The sequence below is a fragment of the Streptomyces sp. NPDC050738 genome (assembly GCF_040654175.1).
In the GTDB taxonomy this organism is placed as follows: domain Bacteria; phylum Actinomycetota; class Actinomycetes; order Streptomycetales; family Streptomycetaceae; genus Streptomyces.
In genome coordinates this window covers 183,254-203,953 of record NZ_JBFAHN010000004.1, presented here as the reverse complement: position 1 = coordinate 203,953, position 20,700 = coordinate 183,254, and the positions used below count along the sequence as shown (strand labels likewise).

20 protein-coding genes and 1 riboswitch are annotated in these 20,700 nt (G+C 69.5%); of the genes, 8 read left to right on the top strand and 12 right to left on the bottom strand.

The window, feature by feature from the left end; genetic code table 11:
• Positions 1-170: 170 nt before the first annotated feature.
• Genes AB0H78_RS12615 through AB0H78_RS12605 form a run of 3 tightly spaced genes read right to left on the bottom strand, consistent with a single transcriptional unit; the run spans position 171 to position 2,002 of the window.
• Positions 171-1,163, bottom strand: coding sequence for an aldo/keto reductase (locus AB0H78_RS12615; RefSeq protein WP_363234331.1), 993 nt, complete (start codon positions 1,161-1,163; stop codon positions 171-173).
• Positions 1,164-1,215: 52 nt separating this feature from the next.
• On the bottom strand, positions 1,216-1,629 hold the full coding sequence (locus AB0H78_RS12610; RefSeq protein ID WP_363234330.1) for a cupin domain-containing protein: 414 nt from the start codon (positions 1,627-1,629) through the stop codon (positions 1,216-1,218).
• A gap of 49 nt (positions 1,630-1,678) precedes the next feature.
• Positions 1,679-2,002 (bottom strand): carboxymuconolactone decarboxylase family protein, encoded by a 324-nt coding sequence (locus AB0H78_RS12605; protein WP_363234329.1) that lies wholly within the window; start codon positions 2,000-2,002, stop codon positions 1,679-1,681.
• A 214-nt stretch (positions 2,003-2,216) separates the two neighbouring features.
• Between AB0H78_RS12605 and AB0H78_RS12600 the strand changes: the two genes are divergently transcribed.
• The 3 genes from AB0H78_RS12600 to AB0H78_RS12590 all read left to right on the top strand — a co-directional run bounded on the left by AB0H78_RS12600 (position 2,217) and on the right by AB0H78_RS12590 (position 4,823).
• Positions 2,217-3,122, top strand: a complete 906-nt coding sequence (locus AB0H78_RS12600; RefSeq protein ID WP_363234328.1) for a helix-turn-helix transcriptional regulator — start codon at positions 2,217-2,219, stop codon at positions 3,120-3,122.
• A 184-nt stretch (positions 3,123-3,306) separates the two neighbouring features.
• Positions 3,307-4,188, top strand: coding sequence for a hypothetical protein (locus tag AB0H78_RS12595; RefSeq protein ID WP_363234327.1), 882 nt, complete (start codon positions 3,307-3,309; stop codon positions 4,186-4,188).
• A gap of 56 nt (positions 4,189-4,244) precedes the next feature.
• On the top strand, positions 4,245-4,823 hold the full coding sequence (locus tag AB0H78_RS12590) for a Uma2 family endonuclease (protein WP_363234326.1): 579 nt from the start codon (positions 4,245-4,247) through the stop codon (positions 4,821-4,823).
• A gap of 71 nt (positions 4,824-4,894) precedes the next feature.
• Here the strand turns inward: AB0H78_RS12590 and AB0H78_RS12585 are convergent, their stop codons facing one another.
• The 5 genes from AB0H78_RS12585 to thrC all read right to left on the bottom strand — a co-directional run bounded on the left by AB0H78_RS12585 (position 4,895) and on the right by thrC (position 10,304).
• Positions 4,895-6,016 (bottom strand): NADH:flavin oxidoreductase, encoded by a 1,122-nt coding sequence (locus AB0H78_RS12585; RefSeq protein ID WP_363234325.1) that lies wholly within the window; start codon positions 6,014-6,016, stop codon positions 4,895-4,897.
• Positions 6,017-6,185: 169 nt separating this feature from the next.
• Positions 6,186-7,808, bottom strand: coding sequence for a chaperonin GroEL (groL, locus tag AB0H78_RS12580; RefSeq protein ID WP_329120805.1), 1,623 nt, complete (start codon positions 7,806-7,808; stop codon positions 6,186-6,188).
• A 310-nt stretch (positions 7,809-8,118) separates the two neighbouring features.
• Positions 8,119-8,322: a cold-shock protein gene (locus AB0H78_RS12575; protein ID WP_005315736.1), complete on the bottom strand. Its 204-nt coding sequence runs from the start codon at positions 8,320-8,322 to the stop codon at positions 8,119-8,121.
• Positions 8,323-8,739: 417 nt separating this feature from the next.
• The gene (locus tag AB0H78_RS12570) at positions 8,740-9,015 is read right to left on the bottom strand and encodes a MoaD/ThiS family protein (RefSeq protein WP_363234324.1); all 276 of its coding nucleotides are present in this window, start codon (positions 9,013-9,015) and stop codon (positions 8,740-8,742) included.
• A complete protein-coding gene (thrC, locus tag AB0H78_RS12565; protein WP_363234323.1) occupies positions 9,012-10,304 on the bottom strand; it encodes a threonine synthase in 1,293 nt (430 codons plus the stop codon). The genes AB0H78_RS12570 and thrC overlap by 4 nt, the downstream gene beginning before the upstream one ends.
• Before the next feature lie 17 nt (positions 10,305-10,321).
• Positions 10,322-10,448, bottom strand: a riboswitch (SAM riboswitch).
• Positions 10,449-10,600: 152 nt separating this feature from the next.
• On the opposite strand from thrC, the gene AB0H78_RS12560 reads away from it, so the two are divergent.
• From AB0H78_RS12560 to AB0H78_RS12550, 3 genes are all read left to right on the top strand, one after another.
• Complete coding sequence (locus AB0H78_RS12560) at positions 10,601-11,554, top strand: glucosyl-3-phosphoglycerate synthase (protein WP_363234322.1); 954 nt, start codon at positions 10,601-10,603, stop codon at positions 11,552-11,554.
• Between the two features lie 37 nt (positions 11,555-11,591).
• The gene (locus AB0H78_RS12555) at positions 11,592-13,637 is read left to right on the top strand and encodes a hypothetical protein (RefSeq protein ID WP_363234321.1); all 2,046 of its coding nucleotides are present in this window, start codon (positions 11,592-11,594) and stop codon (positions 13,635-13,637) included.
• Between the two features lie 100 nt (positions 13,638-13,737).
• The gene (locus tag AB0H78_RS12550; protein ID WP_363234320.1) at positions 13,738-15,108 is read left to right on the top strand and encodes a trehalose-6-phosphate synthase; all 1,371 of its coding nucleotides are present in this window, start codon (positions 13,738-13,740) and stop codon (positions 15,106-15,108) included.
• Positions 15,109-15,144: 36 nt separating this feature from the next.
• Here AB0H78_RS12550 and AB0H78_RS12545 read toward each other — a convergent pair whose 3' ends face one another.
• The 4 genes from AB0H78_RS12545 to AB0H78_RS12530 all read right to left on the bottom strand — a co-directional run bounded on the left by AB0H78_RS12545 (position 15,145) and on the right by AB0H78_RS12530 (position 18,320).
• On the bottom strand, positions 15,145-15,678 hold the full coding sequence (locus tag AB0H78_RS12545) for a hypothetical protein (protein ID WP_363234319.1): 534 nt from the start codon (positions 15,676-15,678) through the stop codon (positions 15,145-15,147).
• Positions 15,679-15,701: 23 nt separating this feature from the next.
• On the bottom strand, positions 15,702-16,556 hold the full coding sequence (otsB, locus tag AB0H78_RS12540) for a trehalose-phosphatase (protein ID WP_363234318.1): 855 nt from the start codon (positions 16,554-16,556) through the stop codon (positions 15,702-15,704).
• A 281-nt stretch (positions 16,557-16,837) separates the two neighbouring features.
• Entirely contained in the window at positions 16,838-17,086 is a 249-nt protein-coding gene (locus AB0H78_RS12535) for a DUF3263 domain-containing protein (protein WP_363234317.1), read from the bottom strand.
• A 13-nt stretch (positions 17,087-17,099) separates the two neighbouring features.
• Positions 17,100-18,320 carry an extracellular solute-binding protein gene (locus tag AB0H78_RS12530; RefSeq protein WP_363234665.1) on the bottom strand — a complete coding sequence of 407 codons (1,221 nt, stop codon included), beginning with the start codon at positions 18,318-18,320 and terminating at the stop codon, positions 17,100-17,102.
• A 263-nt stretch (positions 18,321-18,583) separates the two neighbouring features.
• Here AB0H78_RS12530 and AB0H78_RS12525 point away from each other — a divergent pair, with 263 nt between their 5' ends.
• Positions 18,584-19,516, top strand: coding sequence for an ROK family protein (locus AB0H78_RS12525; RefSeq protein ID WP_363234316.1), 933 nt, complete (start codon positions 18,584-18,586; stop codon positions 19,514-19,516).
• Positions 19,516-20,655 (top strand): N-acetylglucosamine-6-phosphate deacetylase, encoded by a 1,140-nt coding sequence (gene nagA, locus AB0H78_RS12520; RefSeq protein WP_363234315.1) that lies wholly within the window; start codon positions 19,516-19,518, stop codon positions 20,653-20,655. Before AB0H78_RS12525 ends, nagA begins: the two co-directional genes overlap by 1 nt.
• Positions 20,656-20,700 lie beyond the last annotated feature (45 nt).

Sequence of the window (20,700 nt, the reverse complement as noted above, 5' to 3'; positions counted from 1 at the left end):
GGTCAGCGTTTCCGCCCGTTCCACATGGACACGAGGACATAGACAATGACGGCGGCCACCACCACGACGAAAACGGCAGGAAGCCACGGCGGCCCGTCAGGGCGGTCCGTCTGGGCCAGTACTGTCGAAGTCGAAGTCATGGACTCCCGAGTACCCCGAATCCCCCGCGGCTACCTACCGACGTAGCCCATGTGCGTCTCGTTGTAGCGATCTCCGTGCACGCCGATCCGTGCCGCCACCGCGTCGAGGTCCGCCAACTCCTCCGCAGACAGCGCAACTTCCGCCGCCCCCGCGTTCTCCACAACCCGCTCAATCCGCCGCGTACCCGGAATCGGCACGATCCACGGCTGCTGCGCCAGCAGCCAGGCCAGCGCGACCTGCCCGGCCTTGGCGTCCTTCGCGCGGGCCAGCGTGGTGACGTGGTCGACCAGCGCCTGGTTGGCCGTGCGGTTGTCCTCGCTGAAGCGCGGGATCGACGTCCGTACGTCTCCCTCGCTGAAGGAGGTGGCCGCATCGACCGTCCCCGTCAAGAAGCCCTTGCCCAGCGGGCTGAACGGCACGAAGCCGATGCCGAGTTCGGCCAGCGTCGGCAGGACCTCCGGCTCGGGGTCGCGGGTCCACAGCGAGTACTCGCTCTGCACGGCGGTCACCGGGTGCACCGCATGCGCCCGCCGGATCGTGGGCGCCGCCGCCTCCGACAGGCCGAAGTGGCGTACCTTTCCCGCCTGTACGAGCTCACCCACCGCGCCCGCGACCTCCTCGACGGGCACATCGGGGTCCACCCGGTGCTGGTAGAAGAGGTCGATGGTGTCCGTACGCAGCCGGCGCAGCGAGGCGTCGGCCACCCGCCTGATCTGCTCGGGGCGGCTGTCGAGGCCGACCGACTTCCCGTCCCCCTCCCTGATGTCCCAGCCGAACTTCGTCGCGATCACGACCTGGTCCCGGACCGGGGCAAGCGCCTCGCCGACGAGCTCCTCGTTGACGTACGGGCCGTAGACCTCGGCCGTGTCGAAGAACGTGACCCCTCGGTCAACTGCCGCGCGCAGTACGCCGATCATGTCCGCGCGGCTGCCGGGGTTCGGGCCGTAGCTCTGGGACATGCCCATGCAGCCCAGGCCGACCGCCGAGACCGTAAGGCCTTGGCCCAACGTCCGTGTGTGCATCGCCGATCTCCTCGAATGGGAATGGGAAGGGGAATGGGGTGAGTGTCGTAGGTCAGCGCCCGGCGGACTTCAGCGCCGTGGCGTACTGCTCGTCGGTGACAGGCTCCAGCCAGGTGGTGCCGTCGCTGGTCTCGTCGCCCACCAGCATGGCGATGTGGGCCATGAGCGTGGTGTCGGTGGCGCCGTGCCAGTGCTCCTCACCGGCCCCGCACTTGACCGTCTGCCCAGCGGTCGCCAGCGCTACCGTCCCGTCGCGGGTGCCGACCAGGCCGACGCCGTCGGTGATGTAGAGGGTCTGGCCCTTTGCGTGGGAGTGCCAGTTGGTACGGGCGCCGGGGGTGAAGCGGACCAGAGCGGCGGCCAGGCGGGCCGGGTCGGACGGCGCCTCGATCGGGTTGAGGTAGACGTCGCCGGTGAAGCGCTCGGCCGGGGCCTTGGCGGTGGGGGTGGAGGTGATGTGTTCCACGGCGGGATTCCTGCTTCCTTGATATGGGTCAGGCGTGTCGGCGGGCCGGTCAGGCGGAAGGCCGTTCGTCGGCGATCTTCTTCAGCAGCGTGATCGCGGTCATCGCGTTCGGCCAGCCCGCGTAGAAGGCGAGGTGCGTGATCGCCTCGGACAGTTCCTCGACGCTCAGGCCGTTCTCCAGCGCCTTGCCCAGGTGATACGGCAGCTGCTCCCCGCGATACAGCGCGGCCAGCACGCTCACGGTGACCAGGCTGCGGTCCCGGGGCGACAGGCCGGGGCGCTCCCAGATGTCGCCGAACAGGACCTCGTCGGTGACCTCGACCAGCTTCGGCGCGATCTCGGCCAGCTCGCGGGGTGCGGATTGCTTCGCCATGTGGTGGCTCACTCCCTGTGATGGTTTTCGTGCGTCCCCGACAGGTCCACTCTCTGCGAGACGGGCCCGCCCGGCAGCGCGAGGGGATCGATCGACCGCCCTCCCCATCGAGGAAACCGCAGGTCACCCACTCACGGAAGGCACTGCTGTTACACGTACTGACAGGACACCCCAGGACACCCCACGCCCGCCGCACCACGCCTAGCCTGGCTGTATGGACACTGCCCGCGACATCCGTGAGTTCCTCGCCAGCCGCCGCGCGAAGATCACGCCTCAGCAGGCCGGCCTGCCCGCGTACGGCGGGAATCGCCGCGTCCCGGGACTGCGCCGCGAGGAAGTCGCCCTCCTGGCCGGTGTCAGCATCGACTACTACGCCCGCCTGGAGCGCGGCCACCTCGCAGGCGCCTCCGAGGAGGTCCTGGACGCCGTCGCGAACGCCCTCCAGCTCGACGACGCCGAGCGCGCCCACCTCTACGACCTGGCCGCAGCCCAGCGCACCCGCCCCGCCCGCCGCGCGAAGAGGCCCCGGGGGCCGATCCCCGCGAGCATCCAGCGCGTCCTCGACTCCATGACGGACAGCCCGGCCTTCGTACGCAACGGACGCCTCGACATCCTCGCGATCAACCGCCTCGGCCGCGCCCTCTACGCGCCCCTGTTCACGTCCGGCACACCCCGACCCCGCCCCGTGAACATCGCCCGCTTCCAGTTCCTGGACCCCGCCGGGCGGGACTTCTTCCCGGACTGGGACGCGTCTCTCAACACCACCGTCTCACTCCTCCGTACGGAGGCCGGTCGCACGCCACACGACACCGAACTCACTGCCCTCATCGGGGAGTTGGTCACCCGCAGCGACGAGTTCCGAACCGCCTGGGCGAAGCACAACGTGCGCCTGCACCACACCGGCAGCAAGCCCTTCCGCCACCCCGAAGTCGGCGAACTCCTCCTCGACTTCGACGCGATGGCCCTCCCCGCCCAGCCCGACCTCACGCTCACCGCGTACAGCGCGGAGCCCGGCACGCCCGCCCACGACGCGCTGCGCCTGCTCTCCGCCTGGGCGGCGACCGAGAACGCATCGGCAGCGGCCCCCGAGGCTCAAGCCCCGCGCCCCGAGCGCTCTTAACAAGGAACGGGTGGAGGGTCTCAACCCGCCCACCCTCCCCGGTTGTTGACTTTCCGCGATCGGCTTGCCACGCAGCGTTGCGACGGTCTAACGTGCCCGAATAGCGAACAAAATCAACCCCCGCCGGTGCTACCAACACCGAACGGGGGTCTGACCACCGAGACCTTGACTGCCGAGGATCCCAATGGCTGCTGCCAACTTTAGTGCTGCCCCCTCCCCCGCGCACGCTTCACCCCACCCCCTCGCCAACCCGGGGTACGGCAAGCGCTCCGCGCCGGACCAACTCGCCCGCGAAGCAACCGACTTCGCGCACCTCCCCGCCCGCGAAGCCGCGATCGCCGCCTACGTCGACCGGCTCCCCGACGGTGCGGACATCTCCGTGAAGACCCTGGCCAAGCACCTCCCCTACGGCCAGTGCGCCCTGCGGACCGCCCTCAACACCATCCAGCGCGCCGGACATCTGCGCCGGGGCCGCGAGCACATCGCCGGAAGCGGCAGCGCACGTTGGGTGACCCGCACCTGGTTCTCGCGGACCCCGCGCGACGACGCCTGGTGGGCCGTCTTCGCCACCGGCGACCAGCCCAAATCCCCGCAACACCCCACCCGCAGCCGCGCCTTCATCCTCCTCGCCGCCCTCGGCCGGTCCGCGCCCAGCCTCTCCCTCTCGGCCCGCGACTGCCACGATCTCGAACCCCTGGCCGACCGCTGGTTCGCGCACGGCGCGACGGAAGCGGAGATCCTGCGCGCCCTGGTGGCGGGCCTCCCCGCCGTAGTGCACCGCGCGGCCGGTCTCGTACGCCGCCGCCTCACCGACCAGCTCCCACCCGAGCGCCCAGCCGCTCCCAGCGCTCCCAGCACGCCCCGCGTCCTCCGCGTCCTGGAGTGCGCCAAGTGCGGCACCCCCGCCCGCCCAGAGGCCCTCCCGGGCGGCGAGTGCGCCCCGTGCCGGGGCGAGCAGCCGCCCCCGCCCGCCACCGCGCCCCTCCCCGCCGCAGCAGTCCACGCCTACGCGACCCAGGCCCGCGCGGCAGCAGCCGTCCGCACGACCGAAGGGACACGAACATGACCGTGCAGCTCACTCGCGCCAAAAGCGGGGCACGATGTAGGGGAGGAGGCGACGCCATGACCCCCAGCACCGCTGAGCACGCCCAGATGTCCGTCGAGGACTTCGAGCAGATCGCACACCACGCTCCGGAAACGGTGCGGCTCGAATTCATCAACGGAAGGCTCGAGGTCAAGGCAATGCCCGACGGTGCCCACGGTGAGATGCTCATGTGGCTGATCCGGCAGTGTATGCAACAGCGACCGGAGCTGAACCTCATGCCCGAGCGGGGCGTCAAGGCGGAGGCCTATCGCAAGGGCCGTGCTCGTACAGACGCGGTGCTCGCTCCCCTGGGCCACTTCACCGCGCACCACGAGTGGTCCGACACCGACGGCATCCTCATGGCTGTCGAGATCACCTCCAGCGACGCCGACACCAACCAGCGCGATCGCATCGACAAGCCCATCGGCTACGCCGCCGCCGGCATCCCCGTCTACCTCCTGATTGACCGCGACGACGACACCGTCACGGTTTTCAGCGACCCGAAGGGCGGGGCGTACCAACAGCGCCCGTCGTATCCCTTCGGCGAGGCCGTCGAGCTGCCCGCGCCCGTGGGCATCACTCTCGATACCGAGGAGCTGAAGCAGTTCGCAGGCTGACGCCCGAGGGCGGCACCCCCACCGTGCGGGGATGCCGCCCTCGTCTGCTTACCCGGCCGCCAACCAACCGCTCAGCTCAGCGACTTGATCGCCGCCGCGTCGTACGCCTTCAGCTCCGACGTACGCCCCTCAAGCACCTTCTGCGCCCACTCCGGGTCCTGGAGCAGCGCACGCCCCACCGCGACCATGTCGAACTCGTCGCTCTCCAGGCGGTCCAGGAGATCGTCGATGCCCTTCGCCTCCGAGCCCTTGCCCGCGAACGCGGCGAGGAACTCGCCGTCGAGGCCCACCGAGCCGACCGTGATCGTGGGCTTGCCGGTGAGCTTCTTCGTCCAGCCCGCCAGGTTGAGGTCCGAGCCCTCGAACTCCGGGAGCCAGTAGCGGCGCGTGGAGGCGTGGAAGACGTCGACGCCCGCGTCGGAGAGCGGGGTCAGGAAGTCCGCGAGCTCCTCGGGGGTCTCGGCCATGCGGGCCGTGTAGTCCTGCTGCTTCCACTGCGAGTAGCGGAAGAGGATCGGGAAGTCGGGCGAGACCGCCGCGCGGACCGCGGCCACGATCTCCACCGCGAACTTCGTACGGGCCGGCAGGTCGCCGCCATACTCGTCCGTACGGACGTTGGTGCCCTCCCAGAAGAACTGGTCGAGCAAGTAGCCGTGCGCGCCGTGCAGTTCGACCCCGTCGAAGCCGATGCGCTCCGCGTCGGCCGCCGCCTGCGCGAAGGCCGCGACGACGTCGTCCAGGTCCTGCTGCGTCATCGCCTTGCCGGTGACCTCGGCGCCCGCTCCGGTGATGCCCGAGGGGCCGACCGGCGGGGCGTCCGCGAAGGGGGGCTGTCCGGCTTCGCGGACCATGCCGATGTGCCACAGCTGGGGCATGATCGTGCCGCCCGCCGCGTGCACCGCGTCCGCGACCTTCTTCCAGCCCGCGAGCTGCTCCTCGCCGTGGAAGCGGGGGACGCTGTCGCTCTGGCCCGCCGAGTCGTGTCCGACGTAGGTGCCCTCGGTGACGATCAGGCCGACGCCCGCGGCCGCACGGCGCGCGTAGTACGAGATCACGTCGTCCGTCGGGATGCCGCCCGGGGAGAACATCCGGGTCATGGGGGCCATCACGATGCGGTTCGGGACGGTGAGGCCGTTGAGCTGGACCGGGCGGCCCAGTATCTGTGCGGCGCGGTCTGCGGCTACGACTGTCACGTGGGGGCTCCTTGCGGCGGGGGCGCTGAGATATGTGCGTATGCATCAACCTCAACCGTCTCGCGGAGTGCGGCATTCCCGGATACGACGAAGGGCGGCACCCCCGTTTCCAGGGGTGCCGCCCTCGTTCGCGTACAGCTATGTACTACCGATCCGCCTCAGGAGGGGATCAGAAGTCCATGTCACCGCCCGGCATACCGCCACCGGCCGGCGCGGACGCCTTCTCCGGCTTGTCGGCGATGACTGCCTCGGTGGTGAGGAACAGCGCGGCGATGGACGCGGCGTTCTGCAGGGCAGAGCGCGTGACCTTCGCCGGGTCGATGATGCCTTCGGCGATCATGTCCACGTACTCGCCGGTCGCGGCGTTGAGGCCGTGACCGATCGGCAGGTTGCGGACCTTCTCGACGATGACGCCACCCTCAAGACCACCGTTGACGGCGATCTGCTTGAGCGGGGCCTCCAGCGCGAGCTTGACCGCGTTGGCGCCGGTCGCCTCGTCGCCTTCGAGCTCGAGCTTCTCGAAGACCGCGGAGGCCTGGAGGAGCGCGACGCCGCCACCGGCGACGATGCCCTCTTCGACGGCCGCCTTGGCGTTGCGGACGGCGTCCTCGATACGGTGCTTGCGCTCCTTGAGCTCAACCTCCGTCGCGGCGCCGGCCTTGATGACGGCCACGCCGCCCGCGAGCTTCGCCAGGCGCTCCTGGAGCTTCTCGCGGTCGTAGTCCGAGTCGCTGTTCTCGATCTCGGCGCGGATCTGGTTGACGCGGCCGGCGACCTGGTCGGACTCGCCCGAACCGTCGACGATCGTCGTCTCGTCCTTGGTGATGACGACCTTGCGGGCGCGGCCGAGCAGGTCCAGGCCCGCGTTCTCGAGCTTGAGGCCGACCTCCTCGGAGATGACCGTGCCGCCCGTGAGGATGGCGATGTCGTTCAGCATGGCCTTGCGGCGGTCGCCGAAGCCCGGGGCCTTGACGGCGACGGACTTGAACGTGCCGCGGATCTTGTTGACGACCAGCGTCGACAGAGCCTCGCCCTCGACGTCCTCCGCGATGATCAGCAGGGGCTTGCCCGACTGCATGACCTTCTCGAGCAGCGGAAGGAGGTCCTTCACGTTGCCGATCTTGGAGTTGACGATCAGGATGTACGGGTCGTCGAGCGACGACTCCATGCGCTCCATGTCGGTGGCGAAGTACGCCGAGATGTAGCCCTTGTCGAAGCGCATGCCCTCGGTGAGCTCAAGCTCAAGGCCGAAGGTCTGCGACTCCTCGACCGTGATGACGCCTTCCTTGCCGACCTTGTCCATCGCCTCGGCGATGAGCTCGCCGATCTGGGTGTCGGCGGCGGAGATGGAGGCGGTCGAAGCGATCTGCTCCTTGGTCTCCACGTCCTTGGCCTGCTCAAGGAGAGCGGCGGAGACGGCCTCGACGGCCTTCTCGATGCCACGCTTGAGGGCCATCGGGTTGGCACCGGCGGCTACGTTGCGCAGGCCCTCACGCACGAGCGCCTGGGCGAGAACGGTGGCGGTGGTCGTACCGTCGCCGGCGACGTCGTCCGTCTTCTTGGCGACTTCCTTGACCAGCTCGGCGCCGATCTTCTCGTACGGGTCCTCGAGCTCGATCTCCTTGGCGATGGAGACACCATCGTTGGTGATCGTGGGGGCGCCCCACTTCTTCTCAAGGACGACGTTGCGGCCCTTGGGACCGAGGGTCACCTTGACGGCGTCGGCGAGCTGGTTCATGCCGCGCTCGAGACCGCGCCGGGCCTCCTCGTCGAACGCGATGATCTTGGCCATGTGAAGTGGTCCTCCCGGACAGGGGTGGCGTTCTTCAGGATCGCGCCGGTGCCCGCGACGGACGGCTGCTGCCCAGGTGGTTCCTTGCCCCACCAGAACTGCGAGCCTCACTGACCCGATCCACGTTTTTAAGTGGTGCAGTCTGTCACTCTCACCTGGAGAGTGCTAACGCCAATGATTAGCACTCGACCCATGCGAGTGCAAGCGGGTCTTACGTATTCCCTGCTCACAGGGGATGCACGAGGGGCCCGCATCCCAGTGGGATGCGGGCCCCTCGGCGTGAGTGCGTCGCTGGTCGGTCGCGCCGGGATCAGACGGCGAGCTTGACCATGTCCGCCTGCGGACCCTTCTGGCCCTGCGAGATCTCGAACTCCACTCGCTGACCTTCTTCAAGGGTGCGGTAACCGTCCATCTGGATGGCGCTGTAGTGGACGAAAACATCCGCACCACCGTCGACCGCGATGAAGCCGTACCCCTTCTCCGCGTTGAACCATTTGACGGTGCCCTGAGCCATGCCTAACTCCCCTATTACTGGCCCTTACACAGGACCCGCACTTCGCGGACCCGGGTCAGACCTTGCGCCGTAACGCGTCGACCGCGGCTGAATGTATCTGCCCAACTGCCGTCTGCAACAGGTCAATCGGACGAGAATTCTGTGCACAGCCGAACGGAAGAATCGGGGGATTTCAACAGATCTCGGGTCAACTCGGGCCAGGCAAAGGGCACTTACGGCGCGAAAGACTCGAACACATTGCCCTCACCTTGTCGCGATCTCATATGCACCTGGCACGGGCGACGAAGGGGGCTGCCCCAACTGTACCTCCCTTAACCCTGCAGAATTGCCCCCTCCGCTTCTATCGCGGAGAGGGCAACGGCTGTCACGCAGAGGTGTGTTGGGGATCCAGCGGCGGGGATCCAACGGCAGGGGCGATCAGCCGCCCGCGACCGCCGGGATGATCGAGACGCCGGCGCCGTCCGGAGTGACGGCCTCCAGGCCGCCCTCGAAGCGGACGTCGTCGTCGTTCACGTACACGTTCACGAAGCGGCGCAGCTTGCCCTGGTCGTCCAGGACGCGGGCCGCGATGCCCGTGTGGTTCTTCTCCAGGTCGGCGATGACCTCGGCGAGGGTCGCGCCCTCCGCCGGGACCTCGGCCTGGCCGCCGGTGTACGTACGGAGAATGGTCGGAATACGGACCTTGACGCTCATACGAGGCCAGCCTCTCGGAAGGAATCCAGGGTGGGGCGGATGGTGGCGGAGAGACCCGTGGAGTCGGAGAGTCCGTCCAGGGTCTTGAGGCCGTCGCCCGTGTTGATGGCGACCGTCTCCTCGGACGGGTCGATCACACCCGCTTCGAGCAGCTTGCGCAGGACGGCGAAGGTGGTGCCGCCCGCCGTCTCCGCGAAGACACCCTCGGTGCGCGCGAGGAGCTTGATCGCTTCGACGATCTCGGGGTCGGTGACGTCCTCGACCGCACCGCCCGTGCGGCGGGCGATGTCGATGACGTACGGGCCGTCGGCCGGGTTCCCGATCGCGATCGACTTGGCGATGGTGTCCGGCTTCACGGGGCGGATCACGTCGTGGCCCGCCTTGTACGCGGAGGAGACCGGGTCGCAGCCCTTGGCCTGGGCGCCGTAGATCTTGTACGGCTTGTCCTCGACGAGGCCGAGCTTGATCAGCTCCTGCAGCCCCTTGTCGATCTTCGTCAGCTGGGAGCCGGAGCCGATCGGGATGATCAGGTTGTCCGGGAGCCGCCAGCCGAGCTGCTCGCAGATCTCGTACGCGAGCGTCTTCGAGCCCTCGCCGTAGTACGGGCGCAGGTTGATGTTGGTGAAGCCCCAGCCCTCGCCGGCCGGGTCGCCGATGAGTTCCGAGCAGAAGCGGTTGACGTCGTCGTAGTTGCCCTCGATGCCGACCAGCTCGCCGCCGTACACGGCCGCGGTGATGATCTTCGCGGGCTCCAGGTCGTGCGGGATGAAGACGCAGGACTTCAGGCCGGCCCGGACCGCGGCGGCGCCGACAGCGCCCGCCAGGTTGCCGGTGGAGGAGCAGGAGAGCGTGGTGAAGCCGAAGGCGCGGGCGGCCTCGACGGCGATCGCCACGACGCGGTCCTTGAAGGAGTGCGTCGGGTTGCCGGAGTCGTCCTTGACGTACAGGCCGCCGGTGATGCCCAGCTCGGCGGCGAGCCGGTCGGCCTTGATCAGCTTGGTGAAGCCGGGCTCGAGGTTCGGCTTGGTGGCCACGTCGGCGGGGACGGGCAGCAGGGGCGCGTAACGCCAGATGTTGTTCGGGCCCGCCTCGATCTGCTTGCGCAGACCTTCGGGGTCGCCGCTCGGGAGGTTGTACGCCACTTCGAGCGGCCCGAAACACTCTTCGCACACGAAGCTGGGGCCGAGCGGGAAGCGGGCGGAGCATTCGCGGCAGGAAAGCGCGGCTGCGGGTCCGAGATCGACCTCGGCGGGGGTTTCCGTGGCGCTTGCAACTGTTTCTACAGCCATGATGGCGAGGCCCTTTCTCCTCATCTTCCTCACGACGCACTTCGCCGCAAGACGGAATTGGCACCGTCCCCACCTGACCTCGCGGTCGGCGGGATGGTTGCCGGGACTTCAACGGGCCGTTCCCTCAGTCCCTCTGGATGAGCGCTATGACCACGGGCCCAAGGGCCCGGGTGTTTGTCAGCGCGGCGACCCCGACATGCGACAGTCATCCGCGTTGTTCAAGACTGTAACCGAACCCCCGGATCGTGGAGAGGGCCCGTCCGAACCGCGAGATACACAGCCAAGGAGACAGACTCGTGCTGGATGAGGTGGAGCGCTGGCTGAGCAGGCGTTCCTGGGCGGCCGCAGACCGCCCGCTGGACCAGCTGATGGCCGCCAAACGTGAGAAGCGCGGCACTTCGGTGAGCGTCGTGCTGCCCGCGCTGAACGAGGAGGAGACGGTCGGCGAGATCGTCTCCGTCATCCGCCGCGAGCTGATGGCGCCGCTCGGCGTCCCTCTCGTCGACGAGCTCGTGGTGATCGACTCGGGCTCCACGGACCGTACGGCCGAGGTCGCGGCGGCGGCCGGGGCACGGGTGGTGCACCGGGACGCGATCCTGCCCCGGATACCCGCCCTGCCCGGCAAGGGCGAGGTGCTCTGGCGCTCGCTGCTCGTGACGTCCGGGGACATCGTGTGCTTCGTCGACGCCGACCTCAAGGAGTTCTCGGCGGACTTCGTCTCCGGGATCGTGGGACCGCTCCTCACCGACCCCGGCGTGGCATTCGTGAAGGCGATGTACGACCGCCCGCTCGGAGACGCTGCCGGGCAGGGCGGCCGTGTGACGGAGCTGGTGGCCCGCCCGCTGCTCAATCTGCACTGGCCCCAACTGGCCGGATTCGTACAGCCGTTGGGCGGTGAGTACGCGGCCCGCCGCTCGCTCCTGGAGCAGCTCCCCTTCCCCGTCGGGTACGGCGTCGAGCTCGGCCTGCTCGTGGACGCGCTGCACACCGTGGGCCTGGACGCGCTGGCCCAGGTCGATGTGGGCGTACGCAAACACCGCCACCAGGACGGGCAGGCGCTCGGGCGGATGGCCGCCTCGATCTACCGCACGGCGCAGCTGCGGCTCTCGCGCGGGCATCTGGTGCGGCCCGTGCTCACCCAGTTCGAACGCGGGGAGCAGGGATTCGAGCCGCGCACCCATGCGGTGGACACGGAGGAGCGGCCGCCCATGGGCCAGATCAGTGAGTATGCGGAGCGTCGCGTGGCGTAGCCGTCGACGATCATGTTGTCTGCCTAAATTCCCCTTTATGTGGCATAGACAACCAAAAGGCACGCCGCTGCTCCGCGCTGCGGCCACTCGCTTCGCCGGGGCGCTCGTCGCCTCGGCCACCGCGGCCACCGCGCTCACGGGCCTGGCCGCCTCCCCCGCTTCCGCCGACGTGATCTCGCCGTTCGCCAAGCGCTACGACGAATCCCTCTACGGCGATTTCAAGACCATCGGCAACACGGTCATGGGCTGCCCCACGACCCCCGCCGACATGGCCGCGCGCTGCGCCGTCGCCGCGGACGGCCAGGGCCGGGACAACAACAACACCTTCGTCATGGAGCGGATCAACGCCGCCGGTACCGAGGCCGACTTCGGCTCCAGCACCGGCCGGGTCGTCATCCCCGACGGCGCCAAGGTCGCGTACGCCCGGCTCTTCTTCGGCGGCAACGACGGTACGTACCGCGGCCCCAGCGGCGCCCAGCTCCTGCGCTGTGACATCTCCGGCGCCAATGTGCTGCCCTCGCCCGGCGAGCCCCTCGACGCGGTGCCCGTGGCCGGCGTGAACGGCGCGGCCCCCACCAAGGTCACCCCCGCGAACCTGGTGCGGGACCCGGCCACCACCAACGGTCCGCACTACTACACGGGCGAAGCCGACGTCACGAACCTGTTCAGCGGCATCACCGGCACCGGAGCGGCGATTCCCGTCGCGGTCGGCGACATCTGGGCGCCCACCGGCAAGGGCTGTGTGGCCGGCTGGTCGATGACCGTCGTCTACAAGTACGACGCCCCGAACGCCCAGCACGCCCCCGACCGCCGCAACATCTATGTCTACGGCGGCCACGTCCTGCAGCGCTCCACCTCCCCGGCGACCACGGTCACCGTCGACGGCTTCTACCGCACCGCCGGAAAGCCGCGGGCGAGCGTGACCGCGTACGAGGGCGACTGGAACACGGCGGGCGACCGGTTCGCCGTCGGCGGCCAGAACATCACCGAGTCCCACACCGGCAACACCAACAACTTCTTCATCTCCGAGGACGACGGCGCGCTCGTCCCGAAGATGGTCAACAACCTGAGCATCGACGCGAAGGAGTTCGACGTCACGTCGGGCTCCGGGCGGGCTGCGGGCACCGAGCCCATCCCGGTCGGCGCCACCTCCACCACGCTGAGCTTCAGCACCCGCGGCGACACCTACGTCCCCTCGGCGTTCGCGCTGTCCGTCCCGGTCCCGGACCTGGAGGTCACCAAGACGTCCAGCCCGAAGTCGGTGCGGCCCGGGGACACCGTGACGTACACGGTCAAGGCGAAGAACATCTCCCGGCTGCCGTACCCGAACGCCAAGTTCGCCGACGATCTGTCGCAGAGCCTGGACGACGCGACGTACAACAACGACGCGAAGGCGACCATCGGCAAGGCCACCTACGACGCGCCGAGGCTCAGCTACACCGGGAACATCCCGGCCGGGCGGACGGCGACCATCACGTACTCGGTGAAGGTCAACGACCCCATCAGCGGTGACGGCAAGCTGCTCAACGATGTCGACGTGACCTCGCCCCGCTCCAACTGCGAGGAGGGCTCGACCGACCCGCACTGCGCGACGACCACACCGATCATCGAGCCGCCGCAGCTGATCGTCGACCCGGGCGAGTTCCCCGTGAACCCGCCGCCCGGCAACATCGTCATCCCGATCATCATCCGCAACCCGGACGAGGTCCCGCGCGAGGCCGAGGTCCCCGACGGGGAGGGCGGCGTCAAGGAAGTCACCGTCCCGCCGCACAGTGAGGTCAAGGTGCCCCTGACCATCAAGGTGCCGAACACCCCGGGCAAGAAGACCACGTACAAGCTGGTGATCCCCAACAGCATCTGCGCCGAGGGCAGCACCGACCCGAAGTGCACGTTCACCTTCACCGTGGGCAAGGTCCAGGGCCGTCCCACGCCCCCGAGCGCGAGCCCGAAGCCGGAGCCGACCGGCCCCGAGCTGGCAGAGACCGGCTCCGACTCGCACACCCTGCTGTACGGCGGGCTCGCGGCGACCCTGTGCGGGCTCGGCGCGCTGATCCTGGCGGCGGTACGCAGCCGCAAGGACTGACCTGCATCTGACCCGCCCCTGAGGGCATTGCATACGGCCGGATCCCTGACGGGGTCCGGCCGTACGTTTGAACGGGTCCGGGGCGGGCTAGCTTGGCCGTATGGCTTCCACGCACGGTGCTCCTGAGGTTCTCGTCGCGTCCAATCGCGGCCCGGTTTCGTACGCAGTCGGTGACGACGGCACGATCGAGGCCAAGCGGGGCGGCGGCGGTCTGGTCTCCGCGCTCAGCGCCGTCGACGACAAACTGTGGGTGTGCGCGGCCCTCGGCGATGGCGACCGGGAGGCGGTACGGCGCGGGGTGGGCGAGCCCGGGGTGCGGATGCTGGACATCGACCCGGATGTGCACACGGCCGCGTACAACGACATCGCCAACTCGGTGCTCTGGTTCGTCCACCACATGCTCTACCAGACGCCGCTGGAGCCGGTCTTCGACGCGGAGTTCCGGGAGCGGTGGGAGGCGTACCGCACGTACAACCGCGCCTTCGCGGAGGCGCTGGCGCAGGAAGCGGGCGAGGGGGCGGCCGTCCTGGTGCAGGACTATCACCTGGCGCTGGTGCCGGGGATGCTGCGCTCGCTCCGGCCCGACCTGCGCATCGGGCACTTCTCGCACACGCCGTGGGCGCCGGTCGAGTACTTCCGGATGCTGCCGGACGCGATCGCCGACGAGCTGCTCGACGGGATGCTCGGGGCCGACCGGCTCGGCTTCCTGACGCGGCGGTGGGCCGATGCCTTCGAGCGGTGCGCGCAGGGGCGGCTGGGGGACACGCGGGTCTCCGTGTACGGGCTCGGGGCCGACGCCGACTTCCTGCGTGCGCGCGCGCAGGAGGCGGACGTGGAGGAGCGGATGGCGGCTCTGCGGGAGCAGATCGGGGACGGCCGGCAGGCGATCGTGCGGGTCGACCGCACCGAGCTGTCGAAGAACATCGTGCGCGGGATGCACGCGTACCGGGAGCTGCTCGATACCCGGCCCGAGTGGCGGGAGCGGGTGGTGCATGTGGCCTTCGCGTATCCGTCGCGGCAGGACCTGGCGGTGTACCGGGAGTACACGGCGGAGGTGCAGCGGGTCGCCGATCAGATCAACTCGGCTTACGGGACGGCGGGTTGGACTCCGGTGGTGCTGCACGTCAAGGACGACTTCGCGCGGTCGCTGGCCGCGTACCGGCTGGCGGACGTGGCGCTGGTCAACCCGATCAGGGACGGCATGAACCTGGTGGCCAAGGAGGTTCCTGTCGTCTCGGACGACGGGTGCGTGCTGGTGCTCTCGCGGGAAGCGGGGGCGTGGGAGGAGCTGGCCGAGGACGCGATCAGCGTGAACCCGTACGACGTCTCGGGGACGGCCGACGCGCTGCACGAGGCGCTGTCCATGCCGGAGGGCGAGCGCGCGGAGCGGACGAAGCGGCTGGCGGTCGCGGCGACCGCGCTGCCGCCGCAGCAGTGGTTCCTGGAGCAGTTGGAGGCGCTGCGGGGTTAGCCGGGATCAGTTGGGGTCAGTTGGGGTCAGTTGGGGTCAGTTCTTGCGGCAGCCGGTGGCGAGGGGGGTGAAGGTGAACTTCTTGCCCTCGTCGATGCCGGAGGCCTGGGAGTAGGTCGGGGAGTCGACCTCGTACCAGACGTCGTCCTTCTTGCTGTTGCCGTTGACGTTGTCGAGCTCCACGCACCAACGGGCCTGGCGCAGCACGCGGTTGTACGTCTCGGTGCCGTGCTGGACCTGCTTGCAGTCCTGGACGGTCTCGGTGGTGTACCAGGTGCGGGTCGTGCGCTTCTTGCCGCTGCCGCTCTTCGAGGTGTGCTTGACCCGCCGGGTGTGGCTGCCGCTGCACTCCTTCACCATGTGCGGGCGGGTCGCGCGGGTGGAGCGCTGCGGGGTGGAGCGGATGTCGTCGCGCAGGCCGGTGACGGTGTAGTCGTCCGAGCTGCCGGATCCCGACCCGGACCCGGACCCGGACCCCGATGCGCCCGAACCGCCGCTGCCTCCGCAGGCGGTGAGCAGGGCGGTGAGGGTCAGGGCGGTGGCGGCGAGGACGGCGTGTGTGGGGCGCATAGGGGTGTGATCGTACGGCCCTGTCAGCTGCCCCCTGCGACCGCCTCCGCCAGGGACGCGAGGAAGCCGACGACTGCGGCGGGTCCGGGGACCAACAGGTCGGCGCGGTCGGCCAGTTCGGGGACTTCCGCGCTGCCGCTGCAGACGAGGAGCCCCGGGAGGCCGTCGGAGCGGAGCTTCTCGACGGCGGCGAAGGCGGGGAGGTCGCCGAGGTCGTCGCCCGCGTAGAGGACGGCTTCGGCGCCGACTTCGGTCAGGTACTCCTCCAGCGCCACGCCCTTGTCCATGCCGGGGGGCCGCAGCTCCAGGACCATGCGGCCGGGCTCCACGATCAGGCCGTTCCGCGCGGCGAGCTCGCCGAGCGGGCCGCGCAGCGCCTCGAAGGCGGCCTGCGGATCGGAGGCGCGGCGGGTGTGGACGGCGAGCGCCTGCCCCTTCTCCTCGATCCAGGTGCCCCGCCAGGCCCCGAACTCTTCGAGTACGCCGGGGAGTTCGGCGCGTGCGGTGGCGACGCCGGGGTGGGGGGCGGGGGTGCTCACGGTGCCGGTGACGGCGTCCCAGCGCTCGGAGCCGTAGTGGCCGAGGACGGTGAGGTGTTCGAGGCCGGGGACGCCCGCGAAGCCCCCGTACCGTACGGCGACTCCGGCCGGCCGGCCGGTGACGACGGCGACGGACGCCACGCGGGGCGCGAGGGCTGCGAGCGCGGGGACCGCGCCGGGGTGGGCGCGGGCCTGCTCCGGGTCGGGGACGATCTCGGCGAGCGTTCCGTCGAAGTCGAGGGCGACGACGGCCCGGTGGGGCGCGGAGAGGATCGCGGCCAGGCCTTCGCGGCCTGCGGTGGTGCCGGGGGTCGGAAGGGTGTGCGAGTGGCTGCCCATGGGGTGACCCTATCGGGGTGCGGGGGCTGGGTGCGGCTGGGTGCGGCTGGGTGCGGCTGGGTGCCTGCGGCGCAGATCCCCTACCCGCCCCTTCCCGAAACTGGGGCAGAGCCCCAGACCCCCTCGGCCCCGGTATGCGGGGGCTACGCCCCCTGCGCCCCCGTACGCGGCCTTCAGCCACGTGTCCTCAATCGCCGGACGGGCTGATTTTGCTGAACTTCGCTCGCACTCGCGCCGTCAAAGCGATGGTGGGCAAAATCAAGCCCCCGAAGCGGCGGGGCCTACCGCCGACCCCGTTTCGCGTCGCGGAGCCGGCGCAAGCGGTTCACCGTCACCGGGTCCCGCTCCAGCGCCCTCGCATCGTCGAGCAGCGCGTTCAGGAGCTGGTAGTACCGCGTGGGCGAAATCCCCAGCCGCTCCCGTATCGCCCGCTCCTTCGCCCCGGGGCCGGGCCACGACTCCCGTTCCACCGCGAGGACCGCGAGGACGGAGTCCAGCTCCGCCTCGTCCCCGCCCCCTGTTCCGGCCACGCCCGACAACGTACTACTCGGCGCTCTGGGCCGTCTGTGCCGTCGTCTGGAGCTGGCTGAGAACCGTCGCCGGCTGGCTTCCCGGCGCCACCGCCTTGCCGATGTTCTTCTTGATCGCGTCGCTCACCGTCGGCCACGAGGTCTTGTCCACCGGGGGCAGCTGCGAGGAGGGCAGCGCGTCCAGGAAGGCCTTGAGGTCCTTGTGCTCGGGGTCCCTGGACATCGCGTCCGAGGCGGAGACCGTGGCCGGCAGCAGGTCGTACTGGCCCGCGAAGTCCAGGACGTTCTTGTCGCTGAAGACGTCGTCGAGGAACTTGCCGATCTCCGCGCCGTGACCGTTCTGCTTGAAGCCCATGATCCAGTCGGCGACGCCCATGGTCGCCTTCGTCCTGCCGCCGAGGCCCGGCATCGGCACCATGCCGACCTTGATGCCCTTGGCCACCGCCTGCTTCACCAGCGTCGGGTGGCCGTTGAGCATGCCGACCTGGCCGTTGATGAAGGCCTTGTACGCCACTGCGCGGTCGAGCTTGCCGGGGGCGACCGGGCCGGTCAGACCCGCGCCCACCAGGTTGTCCTTCAGCCAGGAGAAGGTCTTGATGTTGGCGGCCGAGTCGATCGTGTAGGAACCGACGCTGTCCGTGTAGCCGTCGCCGCCGCTGAGCAGCCACTGCATCGTCTCGGCCTGCGCCTCTTCGGTGCCGAGCGGCAGTGCGTAGGGGTACTTCACGTTGTCCTGCTTGAGCTTCTTGGCGTCCGCCTCGAGCTCGTCCCAGGTGGTCGGTGCCTTCGCTATCCCGGCGTCGGCGAACATCTTCTTGTTGTAGAAGAGCAGCCGGGTGGAGGCGACGAAGGGCATTCCGTACTGGGTACGGTTCTGCTCGCCCGCGTCGGTGAGCGTGGAGAGGAAGTTGGCCTGCACAGGGACGGAGAGCAGGTCGTCCGCGCTGTAGAGCTTGCCCTGGTCCGCGTAGTCGGAGTACGCGCCGATCTGCGCGATGTCGGGGGCCTTGCCCGCCTTGACCATCTCCGCGACCTTGGCGTCGACGACCTTCCAGGAGTAGGCGGTGACGTCGATCTTGATGCCGGAGTTCTTCGCCTCGTAGGCCGATGCCAGCTTGTCCCAGTACTGCTGGGTGCTGGGACCGTCGTTGGGGTCGTAGTTGGCCACGACCACCTTCAGGGTGACGTCGTCGGAGCCGGTGCCGGTGCCGCAGCCCGCCAGCGTTACTGTCATGCCGAGCGCGGCAACAGCCGCCGTCAGACCCACATAGCGCCGCTGCACCACAGCTCTTTCCCACCCTTAGAGTTTCAGTCGGTCCCCCGTGACGTCCTGTCGCAATGAGCTGCGATTTTCCCTCACGGCAAGCTATGAGGTCTACACCACCCACATATCGCTTGTGCAACGCCCCCCTCTGTAGGCCGAGGTTTTGTATGGCTGCGCAACAATCCAGCACAGTGGACTAGACCTCTCCGGGGTTTACGGGCGACACTTGCCCCGTGAGACATGTCATCGCCCTTGATGTGGGCGGCACCGGTATGAAGGCCGCCCTGGTCGGGGCCGACGGCACCCTCCTCCACGAGGCCCGGCGGGCCACAGGACGCGAGCGCGGGCCCGAGGCTGTGGTCGAGTCGATCCTCGTCTTCGCGGAGGATCTGCGCGCGTACGGCGAGGAGCACTTCGGCGAGAGCGCCGCCGCGGCAGGCGTCGCCGTCCCCGGCATCGTCGACGCCGCGAACGGCATCGCGGTCTACTCCGCCAACCTCGGCTGGAGCGACCTCCCCATGCGGGAGCTGCTCTCGGCCCGGCTCGGCGACGTGCCGGTCGCGCTCGGCCACGACGTACGCACCGGAGGCCTGGCAGAGGGACGTATCGGAGCCGGCAAGGGCGCCGACCGCTTCCTCTTCCTGCCCCTCGGCACGGGCATCGCGGGCGCGATAGGAATCGACGGCCGGATCGAGGAAGGCGCGCACGGGTACGCGGGCGAGATCGGCCATGTGGTCGTACGCCACCAAGGCGTTCCCTGCAGCTGCGGACAGCGCGGCTGCCTGGAGCGGTACGCCTCCGCGTCCGCCGTCTCCCTCGCCTGGGCCGAGGCCTCCGGCGACCCCTCCGCGGACGCCGCGGACTGCGCCAAGGCCGTCGCCTCGGGCGATCCGAAGGCCGCCGAGGTCTGGCAGAACGCGGTCGACGCGCTCGCCGACGGCCTCGTCACCGCGCTCACCCTGCTCGACCCCAGGACCCTGATCATCGGTGGCGGTCTCGCCGAGGCCGGGGAAACCTTGTTCGTACCCCTGAGGGCCGCTGTCGAGGAACGCGTGACGTTCCAGAAGCTTCCCCACATCGTCCCGGCGGCCCTTGGGGACACCGCCGGATGCCTGGGCGCAGGGCTGCTCGCCTGGGATCTACTCTCCACGGAGGTATCCGCCTGATGGCCGCAGAAAAGGTTCTCACCGGGGCTCGTGTCGTGCTGCCGACCGGGACCGTCGACGGCGGGCGGGTCATCGTCGAGGGCTCGCAGATCGTGGGCGCGGCCCCCGAGAGCGCCGAGATCGTCGACCTGACCGGGCACTGGATCGTCCCCGGCTTCGTCGACATGCATGTGCACGGCGGCGGCGGCGCGTCCTTCACCTCGGGTACGCCGGAGGAGATCCTCAAGGGCGTACGGACCCACCGCGAGCACGGCACCACGACCATCGTGGCGTCGACCGTGACGGGCACGATGGAGTTCCTGGCCGAGCGGGCCGGGCTGCTCTCCGAGCTCGTCGAGCAGGGCGATCTGGCGGGCGTGCACTTCGAGGGCCCGTTCATCTCCCCCTGCCGCAAGGGCGCGCACATGGAGGAGCTGCTGCGCGACCCCGACCCGGCCGACGTACGCAAGCTGATGGACGCGGCGCGCGGCACGGCGAAGATGTTCACCCTGGCCACCGAGATGCGCGGCGGCCTGGACTCGGTGCGGATGCTCGCCGAGAACGGCGTCATCGCGGCCATCGGCCACACCGATGCGACGTACGAGCAGACGGTGGAGGCCATCGACGCGGGCGCCACCGTCGCCACCCACCTCTTCAACGCGATGCCGGGCCTCGGCCACCGCGCGCCGGGCCCGATCGCCGCCCTCCTGGAGGACGAGCGGGTCACGGTCGAGCTCATCAACGACGGCACGCATCTGCACCCGGCCTCGCTGGAGCTGGCGTACCGCTCGGCCGGCTCCTCGCGCGTCGCCTTCATCACGGACGCGATGGACGCGGCGGGCTTCGGCGACGGGGTCTACCACCTCGGGCCGATGGAGGTCGAGGTCAAGGACAGCGTCGCGCGGCTGGTGGAGGGCGGCTCGATCGCGGGCTCGACGCTCACGCTCGACACCGCGTTCAAGCGCGCGGTGACCGTCGACAAGCTCTCCGTCGACGACGTCGTACGGTCCATCTCGGCCAACCCCGCGCGGCTGCTCGGCATCGACGACAAGGTCGGCTCGCTGGAGCCGGGCAAGGACGCGGACCTGGTGGTGCTCGACGCCGAGTTCACACTCGTGGGCGTCATGCGCAAGGGTGAATGGGTGATTGACCCCAAGTAGTCCGATTCGAGCGTCCGTTGGAGCGGAAGCGGTTGGTCCGGAGGC